Here is an 18,041-nt window from a genome sequence, read left to right on the forward strand (position 1 = left end):
ATGGCGGGTTTGCGGAGTCGGGAGGTGAAGGTGAAGTGCAGTCAGGACGGCTACAGGTAAAAGCAAAAAGGGGTTACCTTTCGGTAACCCCTTCTTTTATATGGCGGAAGCGCAGAGATTCGAACTCTGGAACCCTTTCGGGTCGCCGGTTTTCAAGACCGGTGCCTTCAACCGCTCGGCCACACTTCCGGTGTGAGGCGCACTATAAACACCTCGACGGATGCTGTAAAGCATCATTTTGATCAACTGCCTTAAAAACAAACAATTTTGTGTTATTCGTCTGAATTTCAGGCAGTTTGCACAGAAAATCAACGCCCATCGCCGCTGGCGGATGGGTGTTTTTTAATGTACATGTCTTTGGTGTAGTAATACCCCAGCTTATCCGGCGTGAAGCCCCCTACCCAAGGTTTCACCAGATGGGTACGTACATAGTGATAGACCGGAATGGCGGGAACATCCTGCGCCAGCAGATCTTCCGCCTGCTGATAGTATTTGCCCCGGGTCGCCACGTCGGAGGCTTTCGCCGCATTGCGCAGGGCCTCATCGTAAGCAGGGTTGCTGTACTGACTGGTGTTCTCGCTATCCCCGGTACGGAAAGTATTGAGGAAGGTGGCGGCATCGTCGTAGTCGGCAATCCACGCGTAGCGGACGGCGTCGAAGTTATGCGTATGCATGGTATCCAGCATCGTCTTCCACTCCTGGTTCTGTAGCTTCGCCTCGACGCCGAGGTTTTTCTTCCACATAGAGCTGGCGGCAATGGCGATACGCTGGTGCGACTCAGAGGTGTTATAGAGCAGGGTAAAGACCAGCGGATGGCTTTCATCATACCCCGCCTGCGCCAGCAGTTTTTTCGCCTCGGCAATCCGTTTCTCACGCGGCCAGCTGGCGTAGTCCGGGTTATGCAGCGTCACGCCGCCGATATCCGGCTGACCGATCAGCCAGGCCGGGCGCTGGCCCTGGCCAAGCACTTTTCCGGCAATGATATCTTTATCAAGCGCCATATTCAGCGCGCGACGCACACGGGCGTCGTTAAACGGCGGCCGGGTAGTATTGAATTCGTAGTAATAGGTCGCCAGCTGCGGCGAAACGTCCAGCTGGTCGCCCATGGTTTTCTGCAACTGCGCAAACTGATTGATCGGCACCGTATAGACAATATCAATCTCCCCTGCTTTGTAGCGGTTGACATCAGCGGCCTCCGAAGAGATTGGCAGATAAGTCACTTTATTAATAACGGTATGCGCATTATCCCAGTACTTTGCATTACGTTCAGCCACCAGCCGCTCATTCACCACCCATTGGGACAGCTTATACGGGCCGCTGGTGACGATATGCTCTGGTCGGGTCCATTTATCGGCATACCGCTCCACCAGCACTTTGTCGATCGGTACCAGCGAAGGGTGCGCCAGCATCGCCAGGAAGGCGGCATTCGGCTGGGTCAGAGTGACCTGCAGCGTGGTGTCGTTCAGCGCTTTCACCCCCAACGTCTCGGGTCCCTTTTGCCCGAGGGCAATCTCGCGGGCGTTGGCGATATGCATATTGCCAGGGTAGCTCGCGTAGGGGGAGGCTGTTGCCGGCGAGACCAGCCGTTGCCAGCTCCAGACGATATCCTGCGCTGTAATGGCCGTGCCGTCAGACCAGGTCAGACCGGGGCGTAAATGAAAGGTCCATAACAGGTTGTCTTTGTTTTCCCAGCGTTCCGCCAGTCGCGGCTGGATCGCCCCCGCTGGCGACACGTTAACCAGCCCTTCAAAGAGATCGCTAATGATATTGAATTCAACATCGCTCTCGACTTTATGCGGATCGAGTGACGCCGGTTCACTGCCGTTATTTCTGACCAGCTCCTGCTTTTCCGCCAGCTGGGTGCCCGGCGGCACCTGCGCCGCCAGCGCCCCGCAGCTCATAGCCAGCATACTGACAGCCAGGAGTGTTCGGGTGATGTGATTTTTTTTGTGTAATGTCATTTCCCTTTGCCTTTGACGTACGGGGTAATCCCCCTCTTCCACACTTAGTCGCAGAACTGCAATAAGGCAATATTTTTCAGTGACCTATAAGATTTCGATCGGCTCAGCGACGCGAAAAGCGAAAATATATCGCTTTTCCCTATCTATATAGAATTTTATGCCAGGCAAAAGCGGTAAAAACTAAGTAAAGATGGGTAAAAGCATTAGGGCTTCACGCTTGTTTTTCTTATTCTTTATCCCTAATTACATCTGTCATAAGAGAGTGACTCATGGATCGCATAATTACATCATCGCGTGACCGTTCCTCGCTGCTCAGCACGCACAAGGTTCTGCGTAACACCTACTTCCTGCTCAGCCTGACGCTGGCGTTTTCCGCTATCACCGCCACCGCCAGCACAGTGCTGATGCTCCCTTCGCCGGGTCTCATTTTGACCCTCGTGGGGATGTACGGTCTGATGTTCCTGACCTACAAAACGGCGAATAAACCCACCGGGATTATTTCCGCCTTCGCCTTCACCGGGTTCCTCGGCTATATCCTTGGGCCGATGCTGAACGCGTATCTTTCTGCCGGCATGGGCGATTTAATCGGCCTGGCGCTGGGCGGCACGGCGCTGGTCTTCTTCTGCTGCTCGGCCTATGTGCTGACGACGCGTAAAGACATGTCATTCCTTGGCGGGATGCTGATGGCCGGCGTGGTGGTCGTCCTGATTGGTATGGTCGCTAACCTGTTCCTGCAGCTGCCGGCGCTGCACCTGGCGATTAGCGCGGTGTTCATCCTGATCTCTTCGGGCGCCATCCTGTTCGAGACCAGCAACATTATCCGCGGCGGTGAAACCAACTATATCCGCGCGACGGTCAGTCTGTATGTCTCGCTGTACAACATCTTTGTCAGCCTGCTGAGCATCCTGGGCTTCGCCAGCCGGGACTAACCGCTCCCCTGCTTAACAGAGGCCTCGCTTATGCGGGGCCTTTTTTTTTGCTACACTGCGGCCAGTTTCAGGCGGTATGTGAAAAATCATGTTTATTTTTGAAGGCAACGAAATTGAAACGGATAGCGAAGGCTATCTGAAAGATACCACCCAGTGGAGCGAGGCGATGGCGGAAGTCATTGCCGCGCAGGAAGGGATAACGCTCGCCGTTGAACACTGGGAAGTAGTACGCTTTGTGCGCGAGTTTTACCTTGAATTTAACACCTCCCCGGCGATCCGTATGCTGGTCAAGGCGATGGCCAACAAGTTTGGCGAAGAGAAAGGCAACAGCCGCTATCTCTATCGCCTGTTCCCGAAAGGACCCGCCAAACAGGCGACTAAAATCGCCGGCTTGCCGAAGCCGGTGAAGTGCATCTAATAGAGGATCGCGAATTTGTCCCAGCTGCGGGTGGGTTGATGGGGTTCGGTTAACACTCGGTCAACCCGCGCGCTGCGCGGCCCCCCGGCTTTCAGCCAGGCGATGAGTTTTTCCACCTGCTCCGCCTCGCCGCAGGCAAGCACTTCCACCCCGCCGTCATCCAGATTACGGGCATAACCGGTCACCCCCAGCTGCAGCGCTTCCCGCTGCGTGGAATAGCGAAATCCCACGCCCTGAACCGAACCGTAAATCCATGCCATTGTGCAGATACTGGCCATAATCATCTCCTTTTCGCTCACGCTATACGCTGAGGATAGCAAATTCGCTCAGCGTACATGCTTCGGCAGTAAACCATAATGCTGACGGAAGCGCGCGGTAAAGCGCGATCCCGACTGATATCCGCTGTTCTGCGCAATTTCGCCTATTGGCCGCGAGGTGGTCTGCAGCTGCCCCAGGGCGTGGGCCATCCGCACCTCCTCGACGATCTGGCGAAAACTCTGCGATTCCTGCTGCAGCCGACGGCGCAGCGTGGACTCGCCGAGAAAGAGCATTTTCGCCACCCGCGACACGCTCCATGCCTGCGCCGGCGACAGCATAATCAGCTGCCGCACCTGCGCCGACAGATCCTGCTGCCGCTCGACGAGCAGCGGGCCCGCATAGCCAGCCTCATACAGGGCCAGCAGCAGCCCCATGGTCTGGTGCTGCTGCAGCGCGACGGACAATCCCTCCCGCACCGCCTGCAGAACGCTTTGCCACATAAACGCCAGCTCTGTCGTCACCGGTGCGCAGAGCGAGGTCAGGCGCCCTGGCGGTGGTTCGCTGAGATAACGGGTCTTAAACCTCGTCAGCAGCTCGGGCGTCAGCGATAGCAGATCGGAGCAAAAGAGGCCATTCTCCGGCTGGTTAATCACCTCCAGTTCCACGTCAGCTGGCAAAACAATCAGCTGTTGCGGAGTCGCCAGCACCCGGCTCTCCCCTTGCACAATCACTTTGCTGCCGCGTTTCACCCGACAGAGCGCCGGGGAGAACAGCCGCACGCGATGCAGTCTGCATAGCCGTCGGGTGGTGATCTCCGCCGCGGTTAAGGCGCTATGCTGAAAGTGGATACTCTCCATCAGACCGACCTTTTATTTTAACGCCCGGCCATCGCCGTCAACTGTGCGCTGGCGAGAGCATGGCTATGTAACAGATAGCCGACCAGCGCCCCGCTGGCCCCGGCATCCACCGGCAGCGTGGGGACATCCAGCGCCCATACCGTAAAGCGATAGCGGTGCGGTTTATCTCCCGCCGGCGGACAGGCGCCGCCGAAGCCGGCATAGCCAAAATCGTTGCGGCCCTGGACCGCTCCGCCCGGCAGTGTAGCGCTGTTTTTATCTCCCGCGCCAGCGGGCAGCGAAAAGACGCTGCTGGCGATATTGACCACCGTCCAGTGCCACCAGCCGCTGCCGGTAGGCGCATCGGGATCCCGGACGGTGACCGCGAAGCTGCGCGTGCCCGCCGGGGCGTTTTTCCATGCCAGCTGCGGAGAGACATTGCCTCCGGTACAGCCGAAACCGGCAAACCAGTGCTGCTGGGCCAGCGGCTGCCCGTCACGCATATCATTGCTGCTTACGCTAAACGGCGCGGCCATCGCGCCGCTGCTCACAGCCGCTACCATCGCCACAGCCATGCGGATACCTGTTTTCATCGTCTGCTCCTCGTTGGGGTGAGAAAACAGGGTATGAGAGTCCGCACCAACTGAATGTGCCGAAGCGCCTGCATTTTGTGCCGAAACGCTCACCTGTGCCTGCCGGGCGAAAGATGCTTGCGTGCGCCAGGTGTGCTAATCTACGCGCCATTTTTCGGTGCCGACATTCCCGTTGCTTAAAGGTAGCCCCATGACAGATTCCCTATTCCCCCGCTTAGTGTTAGCCAAAGGACGCGAGAAATCCCTGCTGCGTCGCCATCCGTGGATATTCTCCGGCGGCGTCGCCCGCATGGAAGGTAAAGCCCGCAGCGGTGAAACCATCGATATCGTTGACCATCAGGGAAAATGGCTGGCCCGCGGCGCTTACTCGCCGTCGTCGCAGATCCGCGCCCGCGTGTGGACCTTCGACCGCAATGAAGCCATCGATAGCGCCTTCTTTGAACGCCGTCTGAAGCAGGCGCAAACCTGGCGTGCCTGGCTGGCCGAGCGTGATGGCCTCGACAGCTACCGCCTGATCGCCGGCGAGTCCGATGGCCTGCCGGGCGTCACTATCGACCGCTTTGGCAACTTTTTCGTGCTGCAGCTGCTCAGCGCAGGCGCCGAATACCAGCGCGCCGCCATCATCAGCGCCCTGCAGAACCTGTTCCCGGACTGCGCCATTTACGATCGCAGCGATGTCGCCGTGCGTAAAAAAGAGGGACTGGAGCTGGCCCAGGGGCCGGTGGTGGGCGAATTGCCCCCGGCGCTGCTGCCGATCACCGAGCACGGCATGAAGCTGTTAGTCGATATCCAGGGCGGGCACAAGACCGGCTACTACCTCGACCAGCGCGACAGCCGCCTGGCCACCCGCCGCTATGTCGCGGATAAACGGGTGCTGAACTGCTTCTCCTACACCGGCGGCTTTGCGGTGTCGGCGCTGATGGGCGGCTGCCGCCAGGTCACCAGCGTGGATACCTCGCAGGAGGCGCTCGACGTTGCCCGCCAGAACGTGGAGATCAACGGACTGGATCTGTCCAAAGCGGAGTTTGTGCGCGACGACGTGTTCAAACTGCTGCGTAAATACCGCGATCAGGGAGAGAAATTCGACGTGATCGTGATGGATCCGCCGAAGTTCGTGGAAAATAAAAGCCAGCTGATGGGCGCCTGCCGCGGCTATAAAGATATCAATATGCTGGCGATCCAGCTGCTGAACCCCGGCGGCGTGCTGCTGACATTCTCCTGCTCCGGGCTGATGACCACCGATTTATTTCAGAAAATCATCGCCGATGCCGCAATTGATGCCGGGCGTGATGTACAATTTATAGAACAGTTCCGTCAGGCTGCCGACCACCCGGTGATCGCAACCTACCCGGAAGGGCTGTATCTGAAGGGGTTTGCCTGTCGCGTCATGTAACTTGAAAAACGAAACATGAGCCTCATATAGGGAGTATTCATGTTTCCCAGGAGGTGCCTATGATAGCCAGCAAATTCGGTATCGGCCAACAGGTCCGCCATACGCTCTTGGGCTACCTGGGCGTCATCGTCGATGTCGATCCCGAGTATTCGCTCGCGGAGCCGGAAGAGGATGAAATTGCCGCCAATGACGAACTGCGCGCGGCGCCCTGGTACCATGTGGTGATGGAAGATGATGATGGCCAGCCGATTCACACCTATCTGGCAGAAGCGCAGCTGAGCAGCGAAACCCGCGACGAACACCCGGAACAGCCGTCCCTTGACGAACTGGCCAAAACGATTCGTCAGCAGCTGCAGGCTCCGCGCCTTCGCAACTAAAATAAAACCCCGCTAACGCGGGGTTTTATTTTATTTCGCCAACCCTAGTCGCGGTAGTTCAATGGCCGGGCAGCGATCCATCACTACGCTCAATCCGGCTTCCCTGGCCAGCACCGCAGCCTGCTCATTGATCACCCCCAGCTGCAGCCATAGCGTTTTCGCGCCGATGGCTATCGCTTCCTGCGCTACGCCCCACGCCGCTTCTGAATTACGGAAGACATCAACCATGTCGACCTTTTCCGGAACGTCGGCGAGCGTCGCATACCCCTGTTGTCCCAGCAGCGTCTTGCCCGCCACCTTCGGCGAAACCGGGATAACGTGATACCCCTGATCCAGCAGATACTTCATGACCCGGTAGCTCGGACGATCAGGCTTGTCGCTGGCTCCGACCAGCGCAATCGTCCGTGTCGAGGTCAGGATGCCAGCAATATCATTCTCTTTCATGGTTTCCTCCTGCTATTTCACCTAAGTGTATGCTAATCCGCAGCAGGGGGCCATCCAGCCTAACCCACAGATTCAGCAAAATTTTCATCCCCGATGCTTGCAGCGACAGCCACATTCAGTAATCTGTTTGCAGGTCAAAATGTGGAATGAAAATATGGAACTGACAACACGTACCCTGCCTGCGCAAAAACATATCGCGCTGGTGGCTCACGATCACTGCAAAGATATGCTGATGAAATGGGTTGCTCGCCATCAGGCGCTGCTGGCGCAACATATTTTGTATGCTACCGGCACTACCGGTAATCTCGTCTCCCGGGCTACCGGCCTGGAGGTTAATGCCATGCTGAGCGGTCCGATGGGCGGCGACCAGCAGGTGGGTGCCCTGATTTCAGAAGGCAAAATCGACGTGCTGATCTTCTTCTGGGATCCGCTGAACGCCGTTCCCCACGACCCGGATGTCAAAGCGTTGCTGCGCCTGGCCACCGTCTGGAACATTCCGGTCGCCACTAACGTCTCCACCGCTGACTTTATTATCCAGTCGCCGCACTTCGGTCAACCGCTCGATATTCTGATCCCGGATTATCCACGCTATCTTGCCGAGCGCCTGAAATAATCGAGCCGCGATTACGGCTTCCTGGCCACGGGCACATCCAGCGCCTGCAGGATCTCGACAAACGGCGAAGGTTGCGCCTTGTTAAATAACAGCCATACCCGGTGACGAGCGCGGGTGAGCGCCACGTACAACAGTCTACGCTCCTCCGCATCCGGAAAATCTTCCGGCTGCGGCAGGAGCGCCTGCTCCATAATCGACTCGCGCGCCGGGGCCGGAAACGCATCCTCCCCCTCCTGCAGTCCCAACACAATGACAAAGTCAGCCTGCTGACCTTTGCTGGCATGAATCGTCATAAAATCAAGCTGCAGGTGCGGCCAGCGCGTCGCCGCTTTGTTGAGCGCCTCAGGCTTCAGATGGTGATAACGGGCAAGCAGCAGGATGCGCTGCTCGGGCTTAACGTAACCACTCAGCTTATCCAGAAGATCGTCCAGCTTGTCGTCGGCTAACAGCGTGACGGCCTTTTTATCACCTGCCATAAGGCTGTTCAGCGGTTTGCTTAACTGATGCGGATTTTGCTGGATAAAGCCATTGGCTATTTCGCCGATACGCCCGTTAAAGCGATAGGTGGTATCCAGCGCACAGCAATCCCCTTCGCCAAAGTAGTGGTTGAATGCGGTGGTCAGAGAAAGCTGCGCCCCGCTGAACCGATAGATCGCCTGCCAGTCATCCCCGACGGCAAAGAGCGTGGTTTGGCTATTCTGCCGGCGTAACGCGGCCAACAGCGAGGCTCGCTGCGGCGAAATATCTTGAAATTCATCCACCAGAATGTGTTTCCATGGGCTGACGAAGCGGCCTTTATCGAGAATATTGACCGCCTGATGGATCAGGCCGGAAAAATCGACCGCATTCTCGGCCTTGAGCGCCGCTTTCCAGTCTTTCATCAGAGGCGACATCAGCTTCACCCGTTTACTGAACAGGTCGCGTACCGCTTCCGGCGCCCCGGCAATCATCTCCGCCTGGGAGCCGCCGTGCATGCGCATCAGGCTCACCCAGCGGTCAAGCCGGCTGGCCATCCGCCGCTGCACCTTTTTGTCCTGCCAGAAGTCCCCCTCCGGCAGTTGCCAGCCCATCTCTTCTTCCAGCCACAGGCGCCAACCTTTCGCCTGCGCTTTTTTCTCCTGGCACTGCTTTTGCCAGCTTTTCAGCAGCAATGCGTGGCGGGCCGCAGTATCGCTTTCCAGCTTACTGATAGTGGGCACTTTTTTGCTGCCCTGCTGAATAATATGCAACGCCAGCGAATGGAAAGTACGCGCGGTAATATCATCTGATGCCAGACGCTCGCGGATCCGCTCATCCATTTCCTGCGCCGCCTGGCGGCCGAATGCCAGCAGCAAAATTTGATCTGCCGCGGCTTCTCCCCGCGCCAGCAGCCAGCCCGCTCGCGCCACCAGCACCGAGGTTTTACCGCTGCCCGCTCCCGCCAGCACCAGCAGGGAGCGCTCGCCGTTCACTACCGCACGCGCTTGTGACGCATTGAGCGGGGACGACTCAACGCTATCAAAAAATTCGCGATATTGCTCCAGCATCGCCTCGGTAAAGGCCTGGTTATGGGCCAGACGCGTCGCTTCAATATCGCCTAACCAGCGCTGACACTCCCGCCACAGCTCCCGGCAGTTATCAAAGGCATCAAGCCGACTGGTGGGCATCGGCAAACCAGTCAACGCATGGCGTATATTATCCTGAACATCCGCCACCTGCTGACGGGTTAGCCACTTGCCTTCTGCGCGAGTGTGCTCGATCGTCGCCAGCTGCTGCTTCAGCACGCCGGCGGCGATATCGCTCATCTCCGTGCTCCACTGCTGCCAGAGCGTATGTAAATGATGATAAAAGCGCTGCGTTTCGCTCCACTCGGTACCGTGCAAACGCACGACTTTCCCGTCCGGTAGCACAAACTCCAGTTCGCCCCAGACCAGACCGCGCTTACAATGCACTGACAATAACTGATTGAAAGGGATAAGATACTCATGACGATCGCCGGAAACTTTTACCCCGGCGTTCAGTAGCTGCACCCGATCATAAGGGTGCTGAGCCATGCGTTTGCCCAATGTTGTCGCTTTAAGTTCCATATAATGTCGATTTTCAATCAGGGTGGATTGTTTTTCAGTTTAACCGCCCCGGACCAGGTGCTCCAGCGCAAAAAAACGTTACAATCATCAGGTCTTATTATCCACCGGGCAAAACCGAGGCTTTATGCGTACCATTCTGAATATTTTGAACTTTATCCTTGGCGGTTTCGCCACCACTCTAGGCTGGCTACTCGCCACCCTGGTCAGCATCATTCTGATTGTCACGCTGCCGCTGACTCGTTCCTGCTGGGAAATCACTCGCCTTTCGTTATTTCCCTACGGTAACGAGGCGATTCATGTTGACGAGCTCGAGCCGGGGCGCAAAAACGGTCTACTGAACGCCGGCGGTACCGTTCTGAACATTCTGTGGTTCATTTTTTTCGGCTGGTGGCTCTGCCTGATGCACATTTTCAGCGGTATAGCTCAGTGCCTGACTATCATAGGCATCCCGGTGGGGATCGCGAATTTCAAAATCGCCGCCATCGCCCTCTGGCCGGTGGGTCGCCGGGTCGTTTCTGTGGAAACCGCGCGTGCTGCGCGTGAAGCCAATGCGCGTCGTCGCTTTCAGTAACCGAACGGAACACGGACATGATTAGCCCCCTGCTACGCCGCTACACCTGGAACAGCGCCTGGCTTTATAACGTACGAATTTTTATCGCGCTCTGCGGCACAACGCTGTTTCCCTGGTGGATCGGCGAAGTCAAACTGACCATCCCCCTCACCCTCGGCGTCGTGGCTGCGGCTCTGACCGACCTTGACGACCGTCTGGCTGGCCGTCTGCGTAATCTTGCCATTACTCTGGTTTGCTTTTTTATCGCCTCCGCCTCCGTGGAGCTGCTGTTTCCGTGGCCGCCGCTGTTTGCCCTTGGTTTAACCGTGTCTACCATCGGCTTTATTTTGCTTGGCGGCCTCGGTCAGCGCTATGCGACCATTGCCTTCGGCGCCCTGCTTATCGCCATCTACACCATGCTCGGCGTCACGCTGTACGATCATTGGTATCTGCAGCCGTTGTTCCTGCTGGCGGGGGCCGTGTGGTACAACCTGCTGACGCTGTCCGGGCACCTGATCTTTCCGATTCGTCCATTGCAGGACAACCTGGCGCGTAGCTATGAGCAACTGGCCCGCTATCTTGAGCTCAAATCCCGGCTGTTTGATCCTGACCTTGAGGATGAGAGCCAGGCGCCGCTGTACGATCTGGCGCTCGCTAATGGCCAGCTGGTAGCTACGCTTAACCAAACCAAGGTCTCGCTGCTAACCCGACTGCGAGGCGATCGGGGCCAGCGCGGCACCCGCCGCACCCTGCAGTACTACTTTGTGGCCCAGGATATTCATGAACGCGCCAGCTCATCGCATATTCAGTATCAAACCCTACGCGATCAATTTCGCTATAGCGATGTGATGTTCCGTTTCCAGCGAATGCTTTCGATGCAGGCGCAGGCCTGCCAGAAACTGTCGCGGGCGATTCTGTTACGCGAACCCTATCAGCATGATGCCCATTTTGAACGGGCGTTCATGCATCTCGATGCGGCACTTGAGCGCGTGCGCGCCGGCGGCGCATCCGACGAGCAGCTCAACGCCCTAGGGTATTTACTGAATAACCTGCGCGCTATCGATGCTCAGCTGGCCACCATTGAATCGGTGCAAACCACCGCGCCTGCCGGGAGTAATACCGAGACGCTGCTGGCCGACGACAGACTTGGCGGTCTGAGCGATATCTGGCTGCGCCTGCAGCGCAATATGTCGCCAGAGTCGGCCCTTTTCCGCCACGCAGTACGTATGTCGTTGGTGCTCTGCGCCGGCTATGCCTTTATCCAGTTTACCGGGCTCCAGCATGGCTACTGGATCCTGCTAACCAGCCTGTTCGTCTGTCAGCCGAACTATAACGCCACCCGCCATCGCCTGGCGCTAAGGATTATCGGCACGCTGGTTGGGGTGGCGATCGGCCTGCCGGTCCTGCTGCTGGTTCCCTCTGTTGAAGGGCAACTGCTGTTGATCGTCCTGACCGGCGTGCTGTTTTTTGCCTTCCGTAACGTGCAGTACGCCCATGCCACGATGTTTATTACGCTGCTGGTGCTGCTGTGCTTTAACCTGCTTGGCGAGGGCTTTGAAGTCGCGCTGCCGCGTATCATTGATACGCTGATCGGCTGCGCCATCGCCTGGGCAGCGGTCAGCTTCATCTGGCCGGACTGGAAATTCCGCAACCTGCCGCGGGTGCTGGACCGGGCAATGAACGCGAACTGCCGCTATCTGGACGCGATTCTGGAGCAGTATCATCAGGGCCGCGACAACCGGCTGGCCTACCGTGTCGCGCGTCGTGACGCCTACAACCGTGATGCTGAGCTGGCCTCCGTCGTCTCGAACTTATCGACTGAACCACGCGCGGATGCCACCCAGCGAGAAACCGCCTTTCGTCTGCTATGCCTTAACCACACGTTCACCAGCTACATCTCCGCTCTTGGCGCGCATCGGGAAAAACTGTCCACGCCGGAAATCCTCGCCCTGCTGGATGATGCAGTCTGTTATGTGGATGACGCCTTGCACCATACCCCCGCGGATGAACAGCGGGTGCAACAGGCTTTGAACAGCCTGCAAAGCCGGATCCATCATCTGGAACCGCGCGCGGACAGTAAGGAACCCTTGGTCTTACAGCAGATTGGCCTGCTGCTGGCGCTGCTGCCTGAAATCTGCCGCCTGCAGCAACGGGTCCACGCCCAAACCGAATAACAAGGCTTTTCCGCTACCGGGTAGCCGCCCATTCGAGAAGCTCCTGACGCCGTGGCGTCGGGAGCGCGGCGGCATGTACCCCGGCAATCGCCCCCTCCAGCGCCAGCAATACGCTCAGCGATAAAGAAGCATTATTTACGCGTAGCCTCAACTATGCCTCCTGCGCACCAACTTCCCGCAACGTCCTAACGTCCGGTATGCCCGCGTGAATCAGCTGCAATTCCATATGAAAGCTGATATTGGGTAAATCCTTCAGGCGGCCCGACGCCCGTCGGCAGTTCTTTTCGCGCTGCGCACTCTGCCACGACAGTAGCGATAGCCGAAAAAGCTGCTGCTCATCGCGCCATAAAGTGTCGTCAATTTGATAATACTTCAGCGGCACTATGCGGCCGTGTCGGCGCAGCGTTAACAGAGGATTACGATGTTCCACCCGATAAGCAGCGCTCTGCTCGCAGGCCTTCAGATAAATGTTCCCCTCGGCCACCATCGCAAACACCGTATCATCAATAGCCAGGCTGTAGCCGCCAAAGAGCGGACGAGTATGCAGTTGACCCAGCGGTGAGACGCAGGCCTGAAATTGCGGGAGCCGCGGACAAACTAGTTTTCTCATGATCATTCCTTTGTTAATCATGTAATTAAACTTAAGTTGTTAACGGATCCGCTAAGAGAAAACATAAGGGACTTCCCGGGCAGCAGCAAGATGATTTTCGCCGACTTTTTCACCAGAATGCGGTTTTGCGAGACGCTTTCAGAAAATCGCAAGCGTTGCAGCAATCGACAGGGAGAAATGAAACCATTAGCGCGCGTTAAGGATTGGATAATGCAGGGGCTTCTTTTGACAGATAAGGAACCACGAGAAGCGATTAAATTCCCGGCAGCAAAATGGCAAATTGCGGTTGATCTTTTCCCCTGGCGAAGATACTGTATATGCATACAGTAACTAAAGGCGGGATAGACTATGTTTACTTCAGCTCACGCAAACCGTTCAGCACAGGCTTCTGCTCCGGCAGGCCACTACGCTCATCGTTCTGGCGAACAGAACACCAATGGGCTGATCAGTGAAATTGTCTATCGTGAAGATCAACCCATGATGACGCAGTTATTGCTGCTACCTTTATTACAGCAGCTGGGTCAACAGTCGCGCTGGCAGCTGTGGCTCACGCCGCAACAAAAGCTCAGCCGCGAATGGGTTCAGTCCGCCGGTCTGCCGCTGTCCAAGGTCATGCAAATTAGCCAGCTCTCTCCCAGCCATACCATAGACTCAATGATCCGTGCCCTGCGCACGGGTAATTATAGTGTGGTTATCTGCTGGCTGGCGGAGGAGTTAACCGCTGACGAACACGAACGTCTCGTTAACGCTGCCCAGGTAGGGTCCGCGATGGGATTCATCATGCGCCCGGTGCGAAATCAGGGCACGCTCGGCAGACAACTCAGCGGGCTAAAAATTCACTCAAATTTGTATCATTGAGTGAAATTAGGATTATTCCTGGAATTTTTTTTACCGCTGGGAAAGGTACAGCGTTTTTTATGGTCTTTTTCGCGGAATGCCTGCCACACGGGGATTTCTGTCTTTTTTTCGTGTACGAAAATCAACCATATTTGTTAAATATTGTGTACACAACCCTTTTTTTTCATATGCCTGACAGAGTTCACACTTGTAAGTTTCGAACTAAGTTGTAGACTTTACATCGCCAGGGGTGATCGGCTTACGCTGCATGTATCAGCATAGTTAACAACAAGTCACGCCCCCGGTGAAGGATTTAACCGTGAGGTCTTTTGTAACTTCATGGCGAATTTTGGATGATAATGAGGCGCAAAAAATGAAAAAGACAGCTATCGCGATTGCAGTGGCACTGGCTGGCTTCGCTACCGTAGCGCAGGCCGCTCCGAAAGATAACACCTGGTATGCAGGTGGTAAACTGGGTTGGTCCCAGTATCACGACACCGGTTTCTACGGTAACGGTTTCCAGAACAACAACGGTCCGACCCGTAACGATCAGCTTGGTGCTGGTGCGTTCGGTGGTTACCAGGTTAACCCGTACCTCGGTTTCGAAATGGGTTATGACTGGCTGGGCCGTATGGCATATAAAGGCAGCGTTGACAACGGTGCTTTCAAAGCTCAGGGCGTTCAGCTGACCGCTAAACTGGGTTACCCGATCACTGACGATCTGGACATCTACACCCGTCTGGGCGGCATGGTTTGGCGCGCTGACTCCAAAGGCAACTACGCTTCTACCGGCGTTTCCCGTAGCGAACACGACACTGGCGTTTCCCCAGTATTTGCTGGCGGCGTAGAGTGGGCTGTTACTCGTGACATCGCTACCCGTCTGGAATACCAGTGGGTTAACAACATCGGCGACGCGGGCACTGTGGGTACCCGTCCTGATAACGGCATGCTGAGCCTGGGCGTTTCCTACCGCTTCGGTCAGGAAGATGCTGCACCGGTTGTTGCTCCGGCTCCGGCTCCGGCTCCGGAAGTGGCTACCAAGCACTTCACCCTGAAGTCTGACGTTCTGTTCAACTTCAACAAAGCTACCCTGAAACCGGAAGGTCAGCAGGCTCTGGATCAGCTGTACACTCAGCTGAGCAACATGGATCCGAAAGACGGTTCCGCTGTTGTTCTGGGCTACACCGACCGCATCGGTTCCGAAGCTTACAACCAGCAGCTGTCTGAGAAACGTGCTCAGTCCGTTGTTGACTACCTGGTTGCTAAAGGCATCCCGGCTGGCAAAATCTCCGCTCGCGGCATGGGTGAATCCAACCCGGTTACTGGCAACACCTGCGACAACGTGAAAGCTCGCGCTGCCCTGATCGATTGCCTGGCTCCGGATCGTCGTGTAGAGATCGAAGTTAAAGGCTACAAAGAAGTTGTAACTCAGCCGGCGGCTTAAGTTATAACCGATAAAAAAAACCCGCTTCGGCGGGTTTTTTTTATGCCCTCTCGCCCACTTTAGCGGCTGAGAGCTGTGAAGCAGCCCCCGGCCAGGGCAACCACCAGCAGGCGGGTCGACGATCCTACCTGGCTATTCTTTCCCTAACAGTACCTGCAGATCGTGCTTCAGGCTCGACATTTTGCTGGCATATTTCTCTTTGTGCTCGGCATCTTCAATCAGCTGGACGATGGTTTCAGACAAGGTTTTGCCCCGCCGCTGCGCCAGGCCAGCAAGTCGCTGCCAAACGACAAACTCAAGGTCGATAGACTTCTTACGCGTATGCTGATGCTCAGCGTTAAAATGGCGTTTCCGTCGCGCGCGGATAGTCTGCTTCATGCGGTTCATCAGCGCCGGATTCATATGCTGCTCAATCCAGGCATGCACCAGCACAGGTTCATTCTCGAGCGTCAGCAAGTCATCTACCGCAGCTTGCGCAGCGCTGGCCTCAATGTAGCGGGTAATCAGCTCACCTTCCCGGTGCTTCTTTACCAGATATTTCCATTTCCAGCCGCTTTCAAGATTTTCCAGTTGTTGATATTTCATTGCGATCTCAATGTGACCGTGTAACTCATTTCAGGATATCAGTTTTTTTCTGATGTGCTGAATATAAATCATTATTCGTGAAGTCTGCGACCGGGTAATCATCAGGGTAACCATAATCCTCCGTGTGCTCGGTCGCGGCATCAGGTATAATTGCGCGCTTTACATCTAACTAAAAAACAGCGACTTTGACCATTACGAAACTGACCCGAACCGACCTTGCGCCTGATCTGGAAGCTTACCAGGCGCTGTTTGCTCAAGCTGAACTTTCCCATCCGGCCCCCTCCCTCTCGGGCGATCTGCAGCCGCGTTTGTTCTATGGGCTTGAGCAGCTGCTGTACACGCCGGCAGTCTCCTCCTTCATGCTGGTGAAAGCCCCTGAAGAGCCGGAATATCTGCAATGGCTGGCGGCTGAAACCCGGACTCTGCACGAGCCTGCCGCACCGCTTTACGGCGTCCGCTATGAGGTAACCGACGCTCAGGTGACGCTCGCACCGGCGCAGGGCGCTGAGGATAATTTCGCCAGTACTGCCCCGGTCGTGATGGCCGATTGGGTAGAAGCGGAACAGCTGTTTGGCTGCGTACGCCAGTTTAACGGTGCAATCACCCTCCAGCCTGGGCTGGTCCATCAGGCCAACGGCGGCGTGCTTGTGCTTTCGCTACGTACACTGCTGGCGCAACCGCTGCTGTGGGTGCGTCTGAAAAATATGGTGACTCGTCAGCGCTTTGACTGGCTTTCTATGGATGAATCGCGTCCGCTGCCGGTCAGCATTCCCTCCATGCCGCTGAGTCTGAAAATCATCCTGGTGGGCGAACGCGAATCGCTGGCCGATTTCCAGGAAATGGAGCCGGAGCTGGCTGCGCAGGCGATCTATAGCGAGTATGAAGACACTCTGCAGTTTGCTGACGCCGACACGCTAAAGGCCTGGTGCCAGTGGGTATGGCAGAATGCGCAGCAGCTGGAGCTCCCGGGCCCGGCAGCCGATGCCTGGCCTCTGCTGATCGATGAGGGAACGCGCTATACCGGCGACCAGGAGACCCTGCCGCTCAGTCCGCTATGGATAACCCGCCAGCTGCGGGAGGCTGCCGCCTTCTGCGAAGGAGAGGAGATTACCGGCGAAGCGATGCAGACCATGCTGGCGCGCCGGGTATGGCGTGAAGGCTACCTGGCGGAGCGTATGCAGGATGAAATCCTGCAGGAACAGATCCTGATTGAAACCGAAGGCGAATGCGTCGGGCAGATCAACGCCCTGTCGGTGATCGAATTCCCCGGTCATCCACGCGCGTTCGGTGAACCTTCACGCATCAGCTGCGTCGTGCACATTGGCGATGGCGAATTTATCGACGTCGAACGTAAAGCCGAGCTGGGCGGTAACATTCATGCGAAAGGCATGATGATCATGCAGGCTTTTCTGATGTCCGAGCTGGAGCTGGAGCAGCAGCTTCCCTTCACTGCTTCGCTGACCTTTGAGCAGTCCTACAGTGAAGTGGATGGCGACAGTGCCTCCATGGCGGAACTCTGCGCCTTAATCAGCGCCCTGGCCAATGTACCGATAAATCAGAGCATCGCGATCACCGGCTCCGTCGACCAGTTTGGTCGCGTGCAGCCGGTCGGCGGCCTGAACGAGAAAATTGAAGGCTTCTTCACTATCTGTCAGCAGCGCGGTTTAACCGGCAAACAGGGAGTGATTATCCCTGCCGCCAACGTTCGTCATCTCAGCCTGAGCCACGAGCTACGTCAGGCCGTTGCCGACAACCAGTTTGCTATCTGGGCCATTGACGATATTACCGAAGCGCTGCCGATGTTGACCCAGCTGATGTGGGACGGTGAAGGACAGACGCTGCGACAAACCATTCAGGAGCGGATAGCGCAGGCGACCCAGCAAGAGACTCGCCATCGTTTTCCGTGGCCGCTACGCTGGTTAGGTGGGACAAGTTCTAACTGATCGGACTTGT

Annotated in this window: 17 protein-coding genes, 1 tRNA gene and 1 pseudogene; 10 read left to right on the forward strand and 9 right to left on the reverse strand. The window is 56.5% G+C overall.

Going from position 1 to position 18,041, the window contains the following annotated elements; all coding sequences use genetic code 11:
- Nucleotides 1–101: 101 nt before the first annotated feature.
- Nucleotides 102–189, reverse strand: a tRNA-Ser gene (locus tag IB144_RS17185).
- Nucleotides 190–308: 119 nt separating this feature from the next.
- The gene (locus IB144_RS17190; protein WP_048968853.1) at nucleotides 309–1,961 is read right to left on the reverse strand and encodes an ABC transporter substrate-binding protein; all 1,653 of its coding nucleotides are present in this window, start codon (nucleotides 1,959–1,961) and stop codon (nucleotides 309–311) included.
- A gap of 269 nt (nucleotides 1,962–2,230) precedes the next feature.
- Between IB144_RS17190 and yccA the strand changes: the two genes are divergently transcribed.
- Both yccA and tusE read left to right on the forward strand, forming a co-directional pair.
- A complete protein-coding gene (yccA, locus tag IB144_RS17195; protein ID WP_002898458.1) occupies nucleotides 2,231–2,890 on the forward strand; it encodes an FtsH protease modulator YccA in 660 nt (219 codons plus the stop codon).
- Between the two features lie 88 nt (nucleotides 2,891–2,978).
- The gene (tusE, locus tag IB144_RS17200; RefSeq protein WP_002898457.1) at nucleotides 2,979–3,308 is read left to right on the forward strand and encodes a sulfurtransferase TusE; all 330 of its coding nucleotides are present in this window, start codon (nucleotides 2,979–2,981) and stop codon (nucleotides 3,306–3,308) included.
- Here tusE and yccX read toward each other — a convergent pair.
- Genes yccX through IB144_RS17215 form a run of 3 tightly spaced genes read right to left on the reverse strand, consistent with a single transcriptional unit; the run spans nucleotide 3,305 to nucleotide 4,995 of the window.
- The gene (yccX, locus tag IB144_RS17205) at nucleotides 3,305–3,586 is read right to left on the reverse strand and encodes an acylphosphatase (RefSeq protein ID WP_032419131.1); all 282 of its coding nucleotides are present in this window, start codon (nucleotides 3,584–3,586) and stop codon (nucleotides 3,305–3,307) included. The genes tusE and yccX overlap by 4 nt on opposite strands.
- 48 nt (nucleotides 3,587–3,634) lie before the next feature.
- A complete protein-coding gene (locus tag IB144_RS17210; protein WP_004141625.1) occupies nucleotides 3,635–4,423 on the reverse strand; it encodes an AraC family transcriptional regulator in 789 nt (262 codons plus the stop codon).
- A gap of 17 nt (nucleotides 4,424–4,440) precedes the next feature.
- A complete protein-coding gene (locus tag IB144_RS17215) occupies nucleotides 4,441–4,995 on the reverse strand; it encodes a YbhB/YbcL family Raf kinase inhibitor-like protein (protein ID WP_004210995.1) in 555 nt (184 codons plus the stop codon).
- 190 nt (nucleotides 4,996–5,185) lie between these two features.
- Between IB144_RS17215 and rlmI the strand changes: the two genes are divergently transcribed.
- Both rlmI and hspQ read left to right on the forward strand, forming a co-directional pair.
- Nucleotides 5,186–6,388 (forward strand): 23S rRNA (cytosine(1962)-C(5))-methyltransferase RlmI, encoded by a 1,203-nt coding sequence (gene rlmI, locus IB144_RS17220; protein ID WP_032419134.1) that lies wholly within the window; start codon nucleotides 5,186–5,188, stop codon nucleotides 6,386–6,388.
- Nucleotides 6,389–6,447: 59 nt separating this feature from the next.
- A complete protein-coding gene (hspQ, locus tag IB144_RS17225; protein ID WP_002898441.1) occupies nucleotides 6,448–6,765 on the forward strand; it encodes a heat shock protein HspQ in 318 nt (105 codons plus the stop codon).
- A gap of 30 nt (nucleotides 6,766–6,795) precedes the next feature.
- Here hspQ and IB144_RS17230 read toward each other — a convergent pair whose 3' ends face one another.
- On the reverse strand, nucleotides 6,796–7,209 hold the full coding sequence (locus IB144_RS17230; protein WP_004144085.1) for a CoA-binding protein: 414 nt from the start codon (nucleotides 7,207–7,209) through the stop codon (nucleotides 6,796–6,798).
- A 154-nt stretch (nucleotides 7,210–7,363) separates the two neighbouring features.
- Between IB144_RS17230 and mgsA the strand changes: the two genes are divergently transcribed.
- Nucleotides 7,364–7,822 carry a methylglyoxal synthase gene (mgsA, locus tag IB144_RS17235; RefSeq protein WP_002898432.1) on the forward strand — a complete coding sequence of 153 codons (459 nt, stop codon included), beginning with the start codon at nucleotides 7,364–7,366 and terminating at the stop codon, nucleotides 7,820–7,822.
- An 11-nt stretch (nucleotides 7,823–7,833) separates the two neighbouring features.
- Here the strand turns inward: mgsA and helD are convergent, their stop codons facing one another.
- On the reverse strand, nucleotides 7,834–9,888 hold the full coding sequence (gene helD / locus IB144_RS17240) for a DNA helicase IV (protein ID WP_009308304.1): 2,055 nt from the start codon (nucleotides 9,886–9,888) through the stop codon (nucleotides 7,834–7,836).
- 124 nt (nucleotides 9,889–10,012) lie between these two features.
- Between helD and IB144_RS17245 the strand changes: the two genes are divergently transcribed.
- Both IB144_RS17245 and yccS read left to right on the forward strand, forming a co-directional pair.
- Nucleotides 10,013–10,459, forward strand: coding sequence for a YccF domain-containing protein (locus tag IB144_RS17245; protein WP_002898425.1), 447 nt, complete (start codon nucleotides 10,013–10,015; stop codon nucleotides 10,457–10,459).
- Nucleotides 10,460–10,476: 17 nt separating this feature from the next.
- On the forward strand, nucleotides 10,477–12,612 hold the full coding sequence (gene yccS, locus IB144_RS17250) for a YccS family putative transporter (protein ID WP_002898422.1): 2,136 nt from the start codon (nucleotides 10,477–10,479) through the stop codon (nucleotides 12,610–12,612).
- A 13-nt stretch (nucleotides 12,613–12,625) separates the two neighbouring features.
- Here yccS and IB144_RS17255 read toward each other — a convergent pair.
- Nucleotides 12,626–13,222 (reverse strand): annotated as a pseudogene (locus IB144_RS17255) (TfoX/Sxy family DNA transformation protein).
- Nucleotides 13,223–13,570: 348 nt separating this feature from the next.
- Here IB144_RS17255 and sulA point away from each other — a divergent pair.
- Together sulA and ompA are read left to right on the forward strand one after the other, a co-directional pair.
- Nucleotides 13,571–14,080, forward strand: a complete 510-nt coding sequence (gene sulA, locus IB144_RS17260) for an SOS-induced cell division inhibitor SulA (protein WP_002898418.1) — start codon at nucleotides 13,571–13,573, stop codon at nucleotides 14,078–14,080.
- 352 nt (nucleotides 14,081–14,432) lie between these two features.
- On the forward strand, nucleotides 14,433–15,503 hold the full coding sequence (gene ompA, locus IB144_RS17265; protein WP_002898408.1) for a porin OmpA: 1,071 nt from the start codon (nucleotides 14,433–14,435) through the stop codon (nucleotides 15,501–15,503).
- A 132-nt stretch (nucleotides 15,504–15,635) separates the two neighbouring features.
- Here ompA and matP read toward each other — a convergent pair whose 3' ends face one another.
- Nucleotides 15,636–16,088, reverse strand: a complete 453-nt coding sequence (gene matP / locus IB144_RS17270; RefSeq protein ID WP_002898404.1) for a macrodomain Ter protein MatP — start codon at nucleotides 16,086–16,088, stop codon at nucleotides 15,636–15,638.
- 185 nt (nucleotides 16,089–16,273) lie between these two features.
- Between matP and IB144_RS17275 the strand changes: the two genes are divergently transcribed.
- Nucleotides 16,274–18,031, forward strand: coding sequence for a Lon protease family protein (locus IB144_RS17275; protein ID WP_004147851.1), 1,758 nt, complete (start codon nucleotides 16,274–16,276; stop codon nucleotides 18,029–18,031).
- Nucleotides 18,032–18,041 lie beyond the last annotated feature (10 nt).

It is taken from the genome of Klebsiella sp. K4 (assembly GCF_014596785.2).
Lineage (GTDB): Bacteria > Pseudomonadota > Gammaproteobacteria > Enterobacterales > Enterobacteriaceae > Klebsiella > Klebsiella pneumoniae.